Annotated in this window: 14 protein-coding genes and 3 pseudogenes; 11 read left to right on the top strand and 6 right to left on the bottom strand. The window is 55.4% G+C overall.

Annotated features, from left to right (window positions below):
* The first annotated feature begins 305 nt into the window (after nucleotides 1-305).
* Nucleotides 306-500: a hypothetical protein gene (locus CFBP5473_RS24280; protein WP_136954452.1), complete on the top strand. Its 195-nt coding sequence runs from the start codon at nucleotides 306-308 to the stop codon at nucleotides 498-500.
* 45 nt (nucleotides 501-545) lie between these two features.
* Here the strand turns inward: CFBP5473_RS24280 and CFBP5473_RS24285 are convergent, their stop codons facing one another.
* From CFBP5473_RS24285 to CFBP5473_RS24305, 5 genes and pseudogenes are all read right to left on the bottom strand, one after another.
* Nucleotides 546-986, bottom strand: coding sequence for a hypothetical protein (locus CFBP5473_RS24285; protein WP_037171906.1), 441 nt, complete (start codon nucleotides 984-986; stop codon nucleotides 546-548).
* Nucleotides 987-1,740: 754 nt separating this feature from the next.
* Complete coding sequence (locus tag CFBP5473_RS25675; RefSeq protein ID WP_337678402.1) at nucleotides 1,741-2,022, bottom strand: hypothetical protein; 282 nt, start codon at nucleotides 2,020-2,022, stop codon at nucleotides 1,741-1,743.
* A gap of 377 nt (nucleotides 2,023-2,399) precedes the next feature.
* Nucleotides 2,400-2,723: pseudogene (locus CFBP5473_RS24295) on the bottom strand (selenium-binding protein SBP56-related protein); the annotation flags it as partial.
* A gap of 29 nt (nucleotides 2,724-2,752) precedes the next feature.
* Nucleotides 2,753-4,306, bottom strand: coding sequence for an ISL3 family transposase (locus tag CFBP5473_RS24300; RefSeq protein WP_027677239.1), 1,554 nt, complete (start codon nucleotides 4,304-4,306; stop codon nucleotides 2,753-2,755).
* 424 nt (nucleotides 4,307-4,730) lie between these two features.
* A complete protein-coding gene (locus CFBP5473_RS24305) occupies nucleotides 4,731-5,645 on the bottom strand; it encodes a LysR family transcriptional regulator (RefSeq protein WP_027677240.1) in 915 nt (304 codons plus the stop codon).
* Nucleotides 5,646-5,767: 122 nt separating this feature from the next.
* Here CFBP5473_RS24305 and CFBP5473_RS24310 point away from each other — a divergent pair, with 122 nt between their 5' ends.
* The 6 genes and pseudogenes from CFBP5473_RS24310 to CFBP5473_RS24340 all read left to right on the top strand — a co-directional run.
* On the top strand, nucleotides 5,768-7,084 hold the full coding sequence (locus CFBP5473_RS24310; protein WP_037171910.1) for an MFS transporter: 1,317 nt from the start codon (nucleotides 5,768-5,770) through the stop codon (nucleotides 7,082-7,084).
* A 2-nt stretch (nucleotides 7,085-7,086) separates the two neighbouring features.
* A complete protein-coding gene (locus tag CFBP5473_RS24315) occupies nucleotides 7,087-8,175 on the top strand; it encodes a tartrate dehydrogenase (protein WP_027677241.1) in 1,089 nt (362 codons plus the stop codon).
* A complete protein-coding gene (locus CFBP5473_RS24320; RefSeq protein WP_027677242.1) occupies nucleotides 8,172-9,440 on the top strand; it encodes a glycerate kinase type-2 family protein in 1,269 nt (422 codons plus the stop codon). The genes CFBP5473_RS24315 and CFBP5473_RS24320 overlap by 4 nt, the downstream gene beginning before the upstream one ends.
* Nucleotides 9,441-9,450: 10 nt before the next feature.
* A pseudogene (locus tag CFBP5473_RS24325) lies at nucleotides 9,451-9,854 on the top strand (pyruvate kinase); the annotation flags it as partial.
* A 341-nt stretch (nucleotides 9,855-10,195) separates the two neighbouring features.
* Complete coding sequence (ligD, locus tag CFBP5473_RS24335; protein WP_136954453.1) at nucleotides 10,196-11,248, top strand: non-homologous end-joining DNA ligase; 1,053 nt, start codon at nucleotides 10,196-10,198, stop codon at nucleotides 11,246-11,248.
* Nucleotides 11,249-11,565: 317 nt separating this feature from the next.
* Nucleotides 11,566-11,757, top strand: a pseudogene (locus CFBP5473_RS24340) (IS3 family transposase); the annotation flags it as partial.
* A gap of 25 nt (nucleotides 11,758-11,782) precedes the next feature.
* Here CFBP5473_RS24340 and CFBP5473_RS24345 read toward each other — a convergent pair.
* Complete coding sequence (locus CFBP5473_RS24345) at nucleotides 11,783-12,661, bottom strand: xylose isomerase (protein WP_051441454.1); 879 nt, start codon at nucleotides 12,659-12,661, stop codon at nucleotides 11,783-11,785.
* Nucleotides 12,662-12,818: 157 nt separating this feature from the next.
* Here CFBP5473_RS24345 and CFBP5473_RS24350 point away from each other — a divergent pair, with 157 nt between their 5' ends.
* The 4 genes from CFBP5473_RS24350 to CFBP5473_RS24365 all read left to right on the top strand — a co-directional run bounded on the left by CFBP5473_RS24350 (nucleotide 12,819) and on the right by CFBP5473_RS24365 (nucleotide 16,605).
* Complete coding sequence (locus CFBP5473_RS24350; RefSeq protein WP_051441455.1) at nucleotides 12,819-13,838, top strand: LacI family DNA-binding transcriptional regulator; 1,020 nt, start codon at nucleotides 12,819-12,821, stop codon at nucleotides 13,836-13,838.
* An 86-nt stretch (nucleotides 13,839-13,924) separates the two neighbouring features.
* Complete coding sequence (locus CFBP5473_RS24355) at nucleotides 13,925-14,131, top strand: ferredoxin (RefSeq protein ID WP_051441456.1); 207 nt, start codon at nucleotides 13,925-13,927, stop codon at nucleotides 14,129-14,131.
* A 138-nt stretch (nucleotides 14,132-14,269) separates the two neighbouring features.
* The gene (locus CFBP5473_RS24360; RefSeq protein ID WP_136954454.1) at nucleotides 14,270-15,385 is read left to right on the top strand and encodes a cytochrome P450; all 1,116 of its coding nucleotides are present in this window, start codon (nucleotides 14,270-14,272) and stop codon (nucleotides 15,383-15,385) included.
* Nucleotides 15,385-16,605 carry an NAD(P)/FAD-dependent oxidoreductase gene (locus CFBP5473_RS24365; RefSeq protein WP_051441458.1) on the top strand — a complete coding sequence of 407 codons (1,221 nt, stop codon included), beginning with the start codon at nucleotides 15,385-15,387 and terminating at the stop codon, nucleotides 16,603-16,605. Before CFBP5473_RS24360 ends, CFBP5473_RS24365 begins: the two co-directional genes overlap by 1 nt.
* Nucleotides 16,606-16,696 lie beyond the last annotated feature (91 nt).

Raw genomic sequence — 16,696 nt, forward strand, 5'->3', positions numbered from 1 at the left:
TGATTTGCTCTCGGGCAGATTAGAAATAAATGACTTTCCGACCGGCCGGCTATTTCTGCGCATTATAGATTTCCAAGGGGTTCGTCCGGAACTGGGAGTCTACAATCACGGCAGCGAGATAGCATGCTCTGAAGGTCAGGAGCGAGAAGAACGCAACGGACGCCCAGGCAATCAGATGATGTCTGGTGCGCGACCGATTGGGTAGTCTTTGTGCGAACGCAAGGCAGCTTTCCTTGGCAAATCGCGCAAGCGCCACGAGTACAAATATTGCCAGTATCGCATATCCAGTAAAGGACGCGGTATCTATGAACCAGGATATCAAGAGACATCCTCCCAAAAATATTCGTTCCTGCCTCGGTGCAGCGATTTTCCAAATAACAGCGGCGCGTAACCGCCGCATCGAGCTCATCGCCTTTACAGCCTGCCTACATACCGTTCCGGCGCTGAACCAGACCAGCAGACTGGGCAACATTGAGAGATTCGATAAGCATGTGACATAACGACGAGGGCCATCGACAAGCGACATCCATCGAATCTTTGCGGCTTCAGAGGCCAAGCGTGTTTGCCGCGCGGGTCCACCATTTGAAGCTTCTTCTTTCTACCATCTGTGGCGCTTTTGCGCGACCTTTCTCGGCTTTCGATCCCACCTTCGTTGAAGCTCGAGCGAGAAACTCGACCCGTTCAATAAAGGCCTTGTTGTCGAACCATTTCGATTTCACAGAGCTACCATCACCCGAGATGCCCGCGTGAAAGAAGACCTCGAGATTGATCACCGGCAGTGGACGAATATTCCGCAGCAAGTTGATGTCGGGCCTGGTCGTGATGGCAAAAGCGAATTTGTCGGACCGAAGTGCGTCAAACGCTTGCGGTACAGTGGATATTAAGGCGGACGTAAACCCTCTCTCTGACAGTCTGGCAATGATTGTTGTTCCGGCCGTCTCCGGTAGAAAAACGAGTAGTTTTGACGATTCACAGTCGCTGGGCATTGGGCGCTTTCCTGATCGCTGGTCATGGCAATCTAACGCATGCCGTTGCAGCACTGTGTTTGGTTTTTTGCAGTTTTATGCGGATCGTAGCGCTGCAACAGAACTATATGAAAAAGAAGCCAATCACCTTTTTGCCACGTCTACTGAAGCGTCCTGTGCCAGTGAGCATTGAACTGACTCGGGGCGCGCGTGCGTTTCCGCTCGACCGAGAATGGGCTTTGGCCGATGAAACGGCTCGGTCGGAGACGACTTGCGCGGGTTGCAACACGGTCTAGCCGCATTCGGTGGAACCCGTCTTAGGGGCGAATTCTCTCAGGCGCCGAGCCGAAACAAATTTAGATCACTCAGGTTTGGAATCGATCAATTCGAAGTACACCAAGCCGCCGCTTCTCTCACGACAGGTCTTGTTGTTGCGGATCGGAATTTCCCGACCTGTCAGTGTGTTAAACAAACCGAGCAAGCCGGGTCAATGCGCTAACGATCGAACAGCACTTTGCTTCAAACCTCAAATTGGAGCATGTTCGGGACATTCTGGAAGGCCAGATTTTCGCGACCATTAATCGTAGGGACAGCCGAAAGAATGAGAGGCGAAGGATCGACGGAAAACGTCGATCCGACGTGCAGGTTGGAGGCGGCGTCGCCGCGTCGAATGCGGCCTTCGAGATGATCCTGTTCCGCGTGGCGATCTGATGCCCGCCACAAGCCCTTCAGTGGCGGGCATCGCCTTATTGAGCCTGGTTTGAAAGAAACCTGACTAGGTGGCGTCGTTTAAAATCAGGGAGGTGAAGCCTACCAATAGCAGGCCGATGCTCCAGACTGCTTCGAGATTGAACCAGCTTCGCTTCAGAAGTCCCAATCCGAGCGAACGGTACACTGCCCATGCGATCAATCCTCCGCATATCGACATGGCAATGGTGTGAACGACGCCAACGAGAATTCCAATACCCAGATTCGTTCCGGCGAGCGACGTTGCGGCTTGAGAAGCGCTGTCCATTCCCATCGGGCCACAAAGGCCAAGGTAAACCGGGACAAGCATAAGGCCCGCCCCATGTGCGACGGCGACGGCAAAGGACCATAGCGCGAGGCGTGAAGGCGGTATCCTCACCAAAGCACGTGGGTGTCGGCGCCAGATTAGCAGCACAAGACCCATGAAAATCAGCAAAAGGCTCGCAGCGACCTGTATTTCACGCTCCCAGTCTAGCAAAGCCGAAAGCAAGCCAAATGGGAGAGTTACAACCAATATCGCTAAGCTATGGCCGACACCTAACCAGCAGAGCGCAGCAATCAACCCCTTGGCGCTGCGATCCATGAGGGCATTTGATACAGCCAAGGGCCAACCCATCGAAGGATTGGCCCCATGGTAGAGCCCGCTGAGAAGCACGGCTGCCCATAGTGCCACTTGCGAAGAAACGCTCAAGATTTCGCGGACGGATAGCAGAAGGAATCTGTCGAGCAATCCCCTCCTTCCAAACGGATTTGATGTGCGGCATAACCTTCGGGGAACTTGACCCAATAATCCTCTGCCAAGCTGATCCCGCCTTGCTGGTTCACGTGAGCCATGACCTGCGCTGCTGGCACCCCCGCCGGATAAAATTGCGTGTCCCAAGTCGAATACAGGGAATTCGTCCAGTAGACACGCTTTCCATCGCGACTGATTTCCACCATCTGGGGTCCGCCGGCGAAGGTCTCTCCATTCGGGTGCTTGGCTTTCCGCACGATCCTGTCAATCGGCGTTGAATATTGGCTCTGACGCAATTTCGATGACATTAGGGCGCTCCGACAATACGTGCCTCGAGCAAATCCAGCTTCCCGCGTCCGTACATCTGTCGTTTGATGAGTTTAAGCTTGGTGATCTGTCCCTCAGTTTGGCCGTTCGACCACATTGAAGTTATTGCGTTCTGGACCGCCGCCCGGTCGCGGATTATGCCGTTGGCAAACGACGCGACCAAGCTTCTTGCGGCGCGGTCGATCCAAGTTTCCAGATCATCTTTGGACTTGCTGCGTAGCATTTTGTGGAAGCTCTCGACGACATCCCTGGCCTCAACAAGATCTGGTAGCCTCTCTTCGATGGCGGCGACGGTCACCGTTTGGGCTTTGGTCAAGTTGTTGCGTTCAAGCGTCATCAGGCGGACGATGGTACGAGCGGCCGGCGCATGCCCGAGTCCGTTCTCGGCCTTTTCGGCACGCCTTCGCCGCGTCGCCCATTCGGTGACAACCCGGAGACCGCCGCCGAAGCCAGCCAACCGTAGCTGCCGCCAAAGTTCAGCGCCGTTTCGCAATCCGGCGTCCCATTGCGCTTCAAGCCAAGGCAGATGCGGTTCCAGGGAAGTTTGCCGGACCCGAAAGATGTCGGTCCGTTGACCGCGAACGACACTGCGAACCAGCTTTCGGCTGTGTCCGGTCCTGCGCACGATCTCCTTGATGGATACGCCTTCTTTGACGAGATCACGGATGACGGCGTCTGCCTCTTCACGCCGCAGATATCCCTCATATTGCAGGCGCTCGGCGGCAGTCAGAAGCTTTGGATTTATTGTTGCTGTGCCGATTGCAACGCGGACCTGCCGCATCGACTTGCGAACAGCGTCAAGAAAGGCGTGGCTGGCGTTTTCCATAAGATGCCAGAGGTCGGCGACCTGTTTGGCGTGTGGCAGAGCTTGTGCAGCGGCCTGCGCATACCCGCCGCCGCGGTCTCGTGCGACGATCTCGATCTGTGGATAATCGACCAGCCAAGCCTTGGCGGTCGAGGGTTCTCGGTCAGGCAACAACGCGATCGTCTTTCGTCGTTCGAGATCGCAAATGATCGTGCCATATCGATGATTGCGACGCCATGCCCAATCGTCGATGCCGATCACTGTCAGCGCCGTTGGCGGCGGGCGATCATATCGGCGAACGGTTCGTAGCAGCGTATCATTGCTCACCGGAAGTCCGAGACGATCGGCAAACCGTGTGGCCGGGCGACCACCTAATGCAAGAGCGAGATGCTGTACCAAGCAGTCCAGACGGACCGTTCGACGGGCCATGGGGCGGATCACACCATCGCCGAAGCGCTCGGCGAAAATCTTTCGATGGCAATTGGCTGCACAACAGACGAAGCGCCGGACCGCCAGGCGCAATTCGATCCTTCGACCAGCACAGGGAAGATCGGCAATTATCCGGTGGTAGCGACTATGAATACGACGTGAGACGCTACCGCATTGTGGACATCTGCAATCTGCTGAACGACCACATGCGGCAACGACGATCGTGTCGGCAGATTGATGCATCGATTCAACGCTTAACTCGGCAGGGATCAGATCGGAAAGTCGAAATTTGGCTTGCATGGCGCTGATTCTCTATTGGAAACCAAGCCAATTGAGCAACAAACATCATCGAGAATGAGTCAGACCCCCGGGTACATGCCGATTTCAGGACCTTCGACCTCGACGCGGAAATCAAAAAACCTGGTTGCTCTCGGCGCCGAGCATTTCCAGACATTCGACCTGTCTCACATACGATATGCGCGACGGGCTGATCCCGAGGGCAACAAGTTCGATGTTGTTCAGAGCTGATTGGCACGAAGTGTCAGTCGATCGCTGGGGCGGCCCGGACCGCGACAGCAGGTGAATTGATAAGGCTACTGTCGCTGGTCCCGCCTTTAGGCGGGATTGATGTTGTCTAATCGGCAGCACACTACGTAATTCCAAAGATGTCCGAGTTCGTCGTAACGCTAACCGGAAAACACAACACTAAATCACTCGCGTGAGTTCACGCGTTGGCAGCGTAGCGCTCAAGATTGTCTTCAAGGACCTCCAGCATCTGATCTCGGCGTGGATCCCGGACGGCCTTAACCCAGGCGACGGCGAGAGGTAAGCGGTCGGGCCTTCCCTTTTCCGTCACGCGCAGGGGGATATATTTAACGCCATCCAGCACAAGTTTTGACGTCCAGCGGGGCACCAATGCAGAACCGATACCTGCGGCAACAAGATTGATGATCGTCTGTTTCTCGTCAGCAACCTGGGCGATACAAGGCCGCAGACCGGCCTCTGCGAACATTCCGAATGTCAGATCGTGACTGTGCGGCCGCGAGCGCCGTTCAGGGACGATAAGCGGCTCGTCGGCAAGATCGCCGATCGAAATCTCCCCTTGTTGCGCCATCGGGCTATGGACTGGCACCGCAACGACGACACTTTCCGAAAACAGCCTTTTTATCGAGAGGTTGCGACTGAGCTTTTCGCGCGGCCTAATCAATACCAGATCGAGGCGGCCTGCCAGTAGCTTCGGTATCAGCCGAATCGATTTGTCTTCCATAAGCTGTGTCGAGGTTTCAGGTGATCGCTCACGGAAATCGTGCAGCAATTGAGGCACCAGGCCCGCCGCTGCACTATCGATTGCACCGATGCGCAATACATTTGTCTGGTGCGGACGTGACGTTCGAAAACGATTTGCCACGGTTTCGAGGCGGCCAAAGAGAGGCTTCACCTCCCTCAGCAACATGACGCCGTCGTCGGTTAAGTCGACGCTCCTTGTCGTTCGGGAGAGAAGCTTGGTTCCGAGTGATTCTTCCAGCAGCCGTACATGGCGACCGAGGGAAGCGGGTAACATGCCGGTTTTTTGCGCCGCTTTGCCAAAATGCAGTTCCTCGGCGACCGCGACAAAGCATCTCAGTTGTTCCAGCTCCATGACGCCTCATAATATCAAATAATTATATAATTATCTGAACATTGGATTTCCGCAAGCGGCAGAATACCGTTTTTGGATGGCGCAGGAGGATGCGTCTCATCGAACATCGGGAGGAGCTTGCTATGTCCAGCGAGTTGGAATCGCGCGTCCTGCGCAAAATTACATGGCGTATCGTGCCATTCATCATGGTTCTTTATCTGATTGCCTTCATAGACCGAGTGAACATTGGCTTTGCGGCGCTGACGATGAACCAGGATCTTGGATTTTCATCGACTGTCTTCGGCGTTGGGGCCGGCATCTTCTTTCTTGGGTACTTTATTTTTGAAGTCCCTTCGAACCTGATTCTCGACAAGGTGGGCGCGCGCATCTGGATTGCCCGCGTCATGATTACCTGGGGTATAATCTCGGGTGCCATGGCTCTCGTTCAGGGCACGACGAGCTTTTACACTCTGCGCTTCCTGCTCGGCGTGGCGGAAGCCGGATTTTTCCCCGGAATCATTCTTTATCTCAGCTACTGGTTCCCTGCCCGTCGCAGAGCGGCTGTAACCGCCATGTTCATGGCTGCCGCACCTCTTGCGACAGCGATCGGCTCTCCAATTTCCGGCGCGCTTCTCGAAATGCACGGCATTTGGGGGCTGGCTGGCTGGCAGTGGATGTTTATCATCGAGGCTGTTCCTGCCGTCATTCTTGGTGTCGTCGTCCTCTTTTATCTGACGGATCGCCCCGAGAAGGCCAAGTGGCTCAACGATGAGGAGCGTAACTGGCTGGTTCAGACCATGGAGCAGGAACGTGCGGGCAAGCCGAAGGCAAGCCATAGTATCTGGGCCGGTCTTGCTGACGTCCGTGTACTGGCACTGGCGCTCGTATACTTCGGCACCTCGGCAGGTCTCTACACGCTCGGCATCTGGTCGCCGCAGATCATCAAGAGCTTCGGCCTCTCCTCGTTCCACACGGGCCTGATCAACTCCATTCCTGCCGTGTTTGCAGTTGTCGCGATGATCCTCTGGGCACGCCATTCGGACAAGACGAATGAACGTACCTGGCACGTCGTCGGCGCTTGTCTGCTGGCATCAGCCGGCCTCGCTCTCGCCACCGGCGCAACCACAGTCTTCGCCGTCCTCGTTGCACTTACACTGGTCAATATCGGCATCAGCGCATCCAAGCCTCCTCTTTGGAGCATGCCAACCCTGTTCCTGTCGGGCCCGGCTGCTGCTGCAGGCATTGCAACAATCAATTCGATCGGCAATCTCGGCGGCTTCGTTGGTCCGTCGATGATCGGATGGATCAAGGATACGACCGGAAGTTTCGCTGGCGGTCTCTACTTCGTATCGGCGCTCCTCGTCGTTTCCGCTGCGGTAACGCTGATCCTTGCTCGCGGCGCTTCGAACCGGGGCACTCCCCCAGCTTCCACCCAGAACAAAATTCAGATTGGAGAATAAACATGCGTGAATACAAGATAGCCGCCATCCCCGCCGATGGCATTGGTCCGGAAGTGATTGCCGCAGGACTTCAGGTTCTGGAAGCGCTCGAGAAGCGCAGCGGTAACTTCAAGATCCACTCCGAGACCTTCGACTGGGGTTCGGACTACTACAAGAAGCACGGCGTCATGATGCCCGCCGATGGTCTCGAGCAGCTCAAGAAGTTCGATGCGATCTACTTCGGTGCCGTCGGCGCCCCCGACGTTCCGGACCACATCACCCTGTGGGGTCTGCGCCTGCCCATCTGCCAGGGCTTCGACCAGTATGCCAACGTGCGTCCCACAAAGATCCTGCCCGGCATCACCCCGCCCCTGCGCAATTGCGGTGCTGGCGACCTCGACTGGGTGATCGTGCGTGAAAACTCGGAAGGTGAATATTCCGGTCATGGCGGACGTGCCCACAAGGGCCTGCCGGAAGAAGTCGGCACCGAAGTCGCCATCTTCACCCGCGTCGGCGTTACCCGCATCATGCGCTATGCCTTCAAGCTGGCCCAGTCGCGCCCACGCAAGCTACTCACCGTCGTCACCAAGTCCAACGCACAGCGCCACGGCATGGTGATGTGGGACGAGATTGCCGCCGAAGTCTCCAGGGAATATCCGGATGTGACCTGGGACAAGATGCTGGTGGACGCCATGACCGTGCGCATGACGCTGAAGCCCGAAACCCTCGACACCATCGTCGCCACCAACCTGCATGCCGACATCCTGTCCGACCTCGCCGGTGCGCTGGCCGGTTCGCTCGGTGTCGCACCGACGGGCAATATCGATCCCGAGCGCCGTTTCCCGTCGATGTTCGAACCGATCCACGGTTCGGCCTTCGACATCACCGGCAAGGGCATCGCCAACCCGATCGCGACATTCTGGACCGCAGCGCAGATGCTCGAACATCTCGGCGAGCAGGAAGCCGCAGCGCGCCTGATGGCAGCCGTGGAACGGGTCACCGAGGCAGGCATCCTTACTCCTGATGTCGGCGGAACCGCAAACACCCAGCAGGTCACAGACGCAGTCTGCGAAGCAATCGCCGGATCGAATATTCTGGTCGCTGCCGAATGACCTGGGATGATGTGTCCGCCCGCAAGGTGCTGCGTCGAATTTTCGACGCAGCCGTAGACAGTGCCGATCCGGCCAAGGTGGTCGCGACACATCTCCCTGAACGTCCTAAAGGTCGTTGTGTCGTCGTAGGCGCCGGCAAGGCATCGGCAGCAATGGCTGCTGCACTCGACACAGCCTGGGGTGATGTGGAGCTCACAGGGCTCGTCGTCACCCGTTATGCCCATGCGGTTCCCGCAGGTCGCATAGAGATCATCGAGGCAGCTCACCCTGTCCCCGATGAGATGAGCGTGGAAGCGGCAACGCGCATTCTCGGTTCGGTCGAAAACCTCAGTGCAGACGATTTGGTCATCGCCCTCATTTCGGGCGGTGGTTCCTCTCTTCTGGTTTCGCCCGCTGGCAACATGACCCTTGCCGACAAACGAGCGGTCAATCAGGCATTGCTTGCAAGCGGTGCAACCATTTCGGAAATGAACACGGTTCGCAAACAGCTTTCGAATATCAAAGGCGGAAGGCTGGCGCAGGCCGCATATCCCGCGAAAGTGGTTACGCTGGTCATATCCGATGTACCTGGTGACGACCCTTCAGAGATCGCATCAGGGCCCACAGTTGCCGATGACACCACGATCGAGGACGCCAGGGAAATCGTTGCCCGTTACGGACTGGAACTTCCCGCCGCAGCACAGGACGTGCTTGCACAGGGCGGCTCGCTCGATGCATCCCGCCCACTGAATGCCGAGGTGCGGCTGATTGCATCTCCATCCATAGCCTTGGAGGCAGCGGCAAAGGTTGCGAAGGCCAACGGTTTGCAGACGCTCGTTCTCGGGGACGCGCTAGAGGGTGAAGCCCGTGAAGTCGGCACCGTCTTTGCAGGCATTGCCAAATCGACCAAAGCGAAAGGGCTTCCCATCTCCGGCCCTGCGGTCATTCTTTCTGGCGGAGAGACATCCGTCTCATTGCCCAAGGGATCGACCGGCCGCGGTGGTAGGAATACCGAGTTCCTTCTGAGCCTGGCGATCGGTCTGGACGGATCAGCGAATATCTGGGCCATTGCGGGCGATACCGACGGCATCGACGGTGTGGAGGACGCTGCTGGCGCCATCATCACTCCGGATACGTTGTCGCGCATGCAGGAGGCCGGCATCTCGCCACGCACCGCCCTTTCCGCGCATGATAGCTACACCGCCTTCAAGGCCGCAGGCGATCTGGTCGTAACCGGCCCGACGCTTACAAACGTCAACGACATACGTGCAATTTTGATCGGTTAAATCCATGTTCATTCGCAGCAATCGTCGAGCCAAGATCGTCGCTACGGTCGGGCCATCCTCAAACTCGCCCGAAAAACTGCGGGAAATGTTCCTCGCGGCGTCGATACCTTCCGGCTCAATTTCAGCCATGGCAGTCATGAGGATCATGCCGCCTCCTTCCCCCATATCAGGGCGCTGGAAAAGGAACTTGGAACGTCCATCGGTATTCTTCAGGACTTGCAGGGTCCCAAAATACGCATCGGCGTTTTGAGCGAAGGGAAACTTGATCTTCCCAAGGGATCGGCTGTCCGGTTTCTGTGTGGTACGGAACCGGGCAAAGGTTTGCTCGACATTCCGCTTCCCCATCGCGAAATCTTCGCAGCCGTGAAGCCTGGGGATGATCTTCTGATCGACGACGGCCTGGTTCGCGTGCGCACCACGATTGGCTGCTCGGGCCTGTCGGGTTGACCTGCTTTCTCTGCATGTGCTTCAAAGATGCGGTTGAAGACGCCGAGCCTGCTCCAGCGGACGGACCGGTTACAAAGCGTCTTATGTGGACCGTATTCCTTCGCCGCAGGTCGAATGCAGTTGAACTGAGATGGCGTCAGCAAAAACAAATCACTGGTGGCAAATCCTCCTATCATAAGTGAATCAAAAGAACGTCAGACTGGGAATATGATTGATTAATAGGGCCTGAGCCATTCTAAACTAGTGGATATCGGGGACAGAACGCCGTCGTCACGCTCTTCTTAAGCTTTTTGTGCTGAACTCTCCCAATGACGAAGCCACCGAGATCAGAGTCGCTCCTTCGTGATACCGAAGCCCCGATCCGCTCAAAGCCGCGTCGGAAGCGCAATCCCGCACAGCCACAGCTTTTGATCGATCCGATGCCTGATCGCGTCGAGCCAGCGCTTGCGCAGCTAAAGGCGCATCCACCCAAAGGTGACCAGTGGAGCTGGGAGCTCAAATGGGATGGCTATCGTCTGGCCGTCCATCTCGAGCCAACAGGCGTCCGCATCCCCACCCGTGGCGGCCATGACTGGACGCACAGGTTTCCGGCGATTGAACAGGCCGCCACAGCGCTTGGACCAGCAACGATGATCATCGATGGCGAGGCGGTGGTGCTCGACGATGAGGGGCGACCGGATTTTGGCCTACTGCAGAAGTCATTGGGTGCTTCGGGCAGGGCTACCGGTAATCGAGCCTCTGATGCTGTCCTTTACGCCTTCGACCTGCTTTATCTGGATGGCCATGATCTCAGAGAGATAGAGTATCGCTCGCGCCGCCATCTTCTTGAAGACACATTGAAGGGATGTGAGGGTGCTATCCGTGTGTCGGAAACCCTCGACGCCAAACCCGACGTTTTGCTAGAACACGTTCGCAGCCTTGGCCTTGAGGGCATCGTCGGCAAGAACATGGATCAGCCCTATCGCTCCGGCCGCACCGGCGACTGGGTGAAGATCAAATGCGTTGCGAGCGAAGCGTTCATGATCGTGGGCTTTGAGCCATCGACGGTATCACCTGGCGGCTTCGCCTCAGTGGTATTGGCTGCCTACCGCGGTGACGAGTTCGTCCACATCGGAAATGTCGGCACAGGCTTCAAGGAAGCTGAGATGACAAAGCTGCGTAAGATGCTGGACAGGCTGCGCTGGAAGCAAAAGCAGCCGCCTGTGCCCTACCCCGAAAAATCAGATATCGTCTGGGTCGAGCCAACCCTGATCGCCGAGATCGAGTTCAGAGCCTGGACTGGAGACGGCAAATTGCGACATGCTTCTTATAAGGGTCTGCGGGAACGGCAGGACAACGCCGACGTTTTCAAGCTCGACTAGCGAAATGAGTGGCATCCGGGCCCAATTGTCGTAGCGCCAAGTAAGCGAAGCTTCGGTTTAGTTCTGCTCGAGCGCGTCGCAGAAGACTACTTTGGCGACGAGAGTAAACAAAAATTTAAGCCTGTGGGTGTTAAATACACCTTGAGAGCGAGGTCCGCTCGGACAAAGTAACAACGCAGGGCGTGCTATCTAGTTTGAGCGCTAAATAGAAAATCCACCGAGATGAACCGAGCTTTATGCAAGCCTTGGAGAGACACGATCCGCGACCTCGCCATTGGAATCGCGGTGATGCTGATGATTTTAGCCGTCATCCGCCGAAAACTTTGAGGCCTGCCCGGCAGCGCAAGCTGATCGACGGCATGCTGGTGGACTGGGGCATATCAATCCGACGGGCCTGCAAGGTCCTGAGGTTCGACACCTCGACATACCACTACAAGTCCCGCCGCACCGGACAGGCCCCACTCGAACGACGCATCAAGGAGATTTGTGAGACACGCGTGCGGTATGGCTAACCATGGAACCAACCTCCCGAGATCAGATATCTGCAACCGCACTACTCGACGGGTGATTGCTTATGAACTCGTCAGATAGGCTGGCCCAAAGTCCCTGCACTAGTTTTTTCATCACAAGCGCGTCGTTCCAACGGTCTGAGATATCGTTGCCATCCGGGCCCGTTATGGCATAAGGCTTTGGCCCAAGCTCACAGACGAAAGGCAACGTGGCATCGGCACCGGCGCGTTTACGCCAGCTTTGAAAACCATTACGCCACCAGCCAAGGAAAACATCGACCCATTGTTGATGCTGGGGAAACGATATCTCGACCTGTATCTGCTGCGGGCTCGATACGCGACCGTGATAGGCCCAGCAGTGATCCATAATTCGCTCGATCTGTACATGTATTTCATTTGATATCGGCCACGCAAACTCGCGCCCGACCATATAGTGCGACAAATCACCAAGGAGTTGAAGGTTTGGGAATTGGTCCAGAAGATCCAGTGTAAAAAGAAGATCGCTAGTCACCCGGTCGCGATGGGTCTCAAGCAAGACTGGAAATGTGATCTGCTCAGCCAAACGCTGCCATCCCTCGATGACAGAGACGCAATCGCTTATTTTTCGCGGACGGATATCGGCGTGCACATCCAGATGGTCGACCCCGAATTCCGATGCAACTTCAAGAACTGGTTTGAGATCATCAATGGTTTGTACGAAGCACTGCCCCTCATAATATTTACATCCGTCCGGCAAAAGTTTCTTGATGCGGCGTACGCTATCCCGATCATGGCAATGAGCGCTAACGCCACCGAACCCGGCACCTGCGATTTTTGCGATATTTTCTTCCAGCAATAATTCGTATCCGTCAGTATGACGTCGCTCCATTGCCCATAGCGACTGCAACACAAGAAAGTTCTGCATCGAAAACACCCCATCGGCTCATCTTAAGTTGACAGGAAAGCTGGATTGTTAGATTCAGTCAAGCGCTTAACGAAGGTGAAAATAGTTTTGTTAAGCGCTTGACTATTGCTAAATGAGGCGTAGGCTTCATCCAGTCAATGTCGGAAAGAGCGTTGTAATGAGGAAGCCTCGAATCAAAGCGCTGGATGTAGCGAAAGCCGCCGAGGTTTCGACTGCGACGGTCTCGCTCGTAATCAACGGCAAAGCGGATAAACGTGTCCCTCTTGAAACCCGTCAACGGGTTTTGAAGGTGGCGTCCGAATTGGGATATACCGTTGATCGTCGGGCTCGAGGGCTTGCCACTGGAACGAGCCGACTTATAGGCTTTATCGTCCCCAACAGTGTTGGTAACCCATTCTTTAGCGCTGTCCATATGGAGCTCATGCGAGAACTGGGAAGTAGTTATCAGGTATTGATTGTTGCAACTGATGTTGGTGAGGATATCGCCCGACAAAACATAGAGCAACTACTCGCGATCGGTATCGATGCACTTGTCGGCATATCTGTCGATAGCGCTTACCTGAAGCCGATAGAAGCCAATATTCCAATGATTTTGGTCGATTCTGATCGCTCCGGCCCCGGGATTGCAGCGCTGAATTTCGCTGTAGAAGACGGCGCACGAGAGTTAGCACGACATTTGGTTGATTTCGGGCATCGCAAATTCGCATATATCGATGCAAAAACCCAGTCTCGTACATTTCCCGCACGTCGCAATGCGTTTATGGCAGCACTCGCGGAAATGGGTGTGGAAAGTCCAGTCATTCTGGAAACCGAAATCGAGATGACAGACGCAGAAACGACTGTCGCAACCATTCTTCAAAAATGGAAGTCGGACGGGATCACAGCCATCGTGTGCGCAACCGACCTACAAGCCTACGGTGTCCTCACTGCATTGAAGGCACTTGCAATACAGGTGCCGGATGACATGTCGCTCGCAGGGTTTGATGACTTGCCGTTTTCCCGAGCGATGGACCCGCAGCTGACGTCCGTGCGACTTCCCGGCGATGCACTGGCAAGAGGCGCTGTCGCTGAATTGCGTGGGCTGTTAAAGCAGAAGTCTCCACGCATAGCCAGCATCGTTATCAATGTAGAGCTGCACCCGCGAGCCTCTACAGGCAAAGCTAAGACACTCGCCTGAAACGATACGACGGTGTAGGGCACACATCTCGCGCAGTTAGTTAAGCGCTTAACTTGAAAACGTTTCGCTTGAGTTCGGGGAAAACTATGAAGAAGATGCACGTCAAGGTCAATCTTGAGGCCTGCCAAGGACATGGGCTTTGCTACTTCGCAGCCGAGGCACTTTACGAAATCAGAGACAGTGACGGTCGGGCGATTGTTCTGTTGGACCCAGTGCCCGAGGACATGCACGATGCTGCCAGAAAATCTGCGGAAGTCTGTCCCGAGCGGGCAATCGAGATCATTGAAGAGTGAATTTCCAGCCGTCGGACCGAGTCAGGGTCACTTTGTATAGGAGTTAGCGCTGTGAGCACAGTAGATTTTGACCACAACAGCAAAGACCATGTGGACAACGCATACGATACATACAAGCTTCACCGATCGAAGTGTCCCGTGGCCAAGACCGAAAGACACGGGGGCTACTGGGTTATTGCAGGATATGACGAGGTTTTTCAGGTTGCCAGAGATGACGACACGTTTTCGTCGGCTGGTGGAACAGTGGTACCCAACACAAATGTCGGCAGACTTTTGCCGATCATGGCAGACCCGCCTGAGCTTGAGCGTTACAGGACCCTGATCAATCCATTCCTTACGCCCAAGGCCATAAAGGAAATAGAACCGTTCATACGGCGTATCACTGACGACGCGATAGACTCCTTTATTGAACAAGGTTCTGTCGATATCGTTGCGGAGCTTGCAAGTCCCATTCCGGCAATGGGGACAATGCGCTTGCTTGGCCTTGATCCGTCTGAATGGTGCATGTTTGCCGAGCCCCTTCATGACGTCATGTACACGCGGCCTGGCACCCCTGAGAATGAAGATGGCCAGCGTCGGGTTCTCGCGTTTTCGCAAAAGATTGTCGATGAGATCGATGAAAGAATAAGAGCCCCGCGGGAGGACATGATCTCCCGACTTTTGGCCTCGGAATCCAACGGCATCAAGACTTCGCGCCAGGAAGTCATCGATCTGGTCAGGATGGTCATTTTCGGTGGCATGGACACTGTTGTCGCTGCATTGGGAAATATTTTCCTGCAACTGGATCGCCACCCCGATATTCGGCAGCGCCTCATCGCCGACAGGGCACTGTTACCAACTGCCATTGAAGAATTCCTCCGCTTCGAAGCGCCGATCCAAGGCTTCGGACGCAAAGTAATGCGTGACACTTGCGTCGGTGATCAGTCCATCAAAGCAGGCGAAACTGTTTTCATGCTGTGGGCGAGCGCTAATCGGGATGAAAGCGTCTTTGGTGAGACTGCAGACCAGCTCGTGATTGACAGAGTGCCAAACCGCCACATGACGTTTGGCATCGGGGGCCACCGTTGCCAGGGATCGACCATGGCGCGCACCGAGTTGCGGATCGTGCTGGATCGAGTTCTCGAAAGGCTTCCGGATTACAAAGTTGTTTGGGACAAGGTTGTGGGTCCTGATACGGTCGGCTCGTCCTATGGTCAACGTGCTGTGCCGATATTGTTCACACCCGGCAGAAAGCTGAACACGGTGGCTGCGTGATGGTCATCTCCACGACACCACGACAGCCAGATCAAAAGCGCATCGCTATCGTTGGAGCATCCGTTGCTGGTGTTGCAGCGGCAGAGGCGCTCTCGAAAGGCGGGTTCCTGGGGACGGTTGACGTTTTTGATTCCGAAACGTCGCTTCCCTATGATCGCCCGCCCCTTTCGAAGCAGTTCGCCCTCGGCACCTGTAATGTGGAGAAGCTTCAGTTTTACGATATCGAAGGCTGGGACAGGCTTGGTGCGACCCTGCATCTTGGGTTAAAAGTTGCCGCGATCGAGGAAAAGGGTCGACGCTTGCGTTTGAGCGACGGTCGTTCGTTTGAGAATGATGGCCTGATCATTGCAACAGGTGCTGAGCCAATCAATCTCAAAGTCTTGAAAGGTCGCGAAAACGTTATCTCGCTGAGAACACTCTGCGATGGTCAGCGTCTTGCCACAGCCCTCAAGAGCTCCCGGCGTCTTGCAATCGTCGGAAGCGGTTTTATCGGGCTCGAGGTTGCAGCTGTCGCGGCAAGTCTCGATATCGATGTGACGGTAATAGAGCGATCTCCGCTTCCAATGGAAGCGAGATTGGGGAAAATCGTCGCCAAGCGAATTCTGGATCTGCATCAACGCCATAACATCAACTTCCTGCGTGGACGGACGGTTGCCTCTGCGGAGGGAGGTGTAAAGGTCGAAACGCTGGTTCTAGATGACGGCACGCGTTTGGATATCGATACCGTCCTCGTCGGCATCGGTGTGCGTCCGGCTCTGGCGTGGCTGGAAAATTCAGGCATCGCTCTGAGCGATGGAATTGTCTGCGACGACCATGGCCGTACGAACCTTTCGGCGGTCTATGCCGCAGGAGATGCTGCCTCCTGGCTTAACTCGCTTTTCAATGAGCAAATGCGGCTTGAACATTGGACGACTGCCAGAGAACAGGGACAGCACGTCGCACAATGTTTGATCCGCGAACTGGCCGGTGAAAGTTCCCACGAAATGGTGTTCGATCATGTCCCTTATGTATGGTCCGACCAATATGGCCTGAAAATTCAGACTGTTGGGCGATTTCTTCCCAATGATGTATTTCGCATTGATCATGACGAGCCTGAGAACAACAGGTTCGCAGGCAGCTATTGGCGCAACGATAAAATTCGCGGTGCAATAGCGATAAACATGCCGAAACAGCTCATGTCCTACCGAAAGGAGATAATCTCTCAATACAAAGGCGTTTGAGCGCGCATGACGGCTGGGCTGCCGTGACACGAAGCAAGTGGAACGTCCGCCATCAACAATGAGTATCAAAAACAGGCGATCCAAAAGGGGA

This window comes from Agrobacterium larrymoorei (assembly GCF_005145045.1).
In the GTDB taxonomy this organism is placed as follows: domain Bacteria; phylum Pseudomonadota; class Alphaproteobacteria; order Rhizobiales; family Rhizobiaceae; genus Agrobacterium; species Agrobacterium larrymoorei.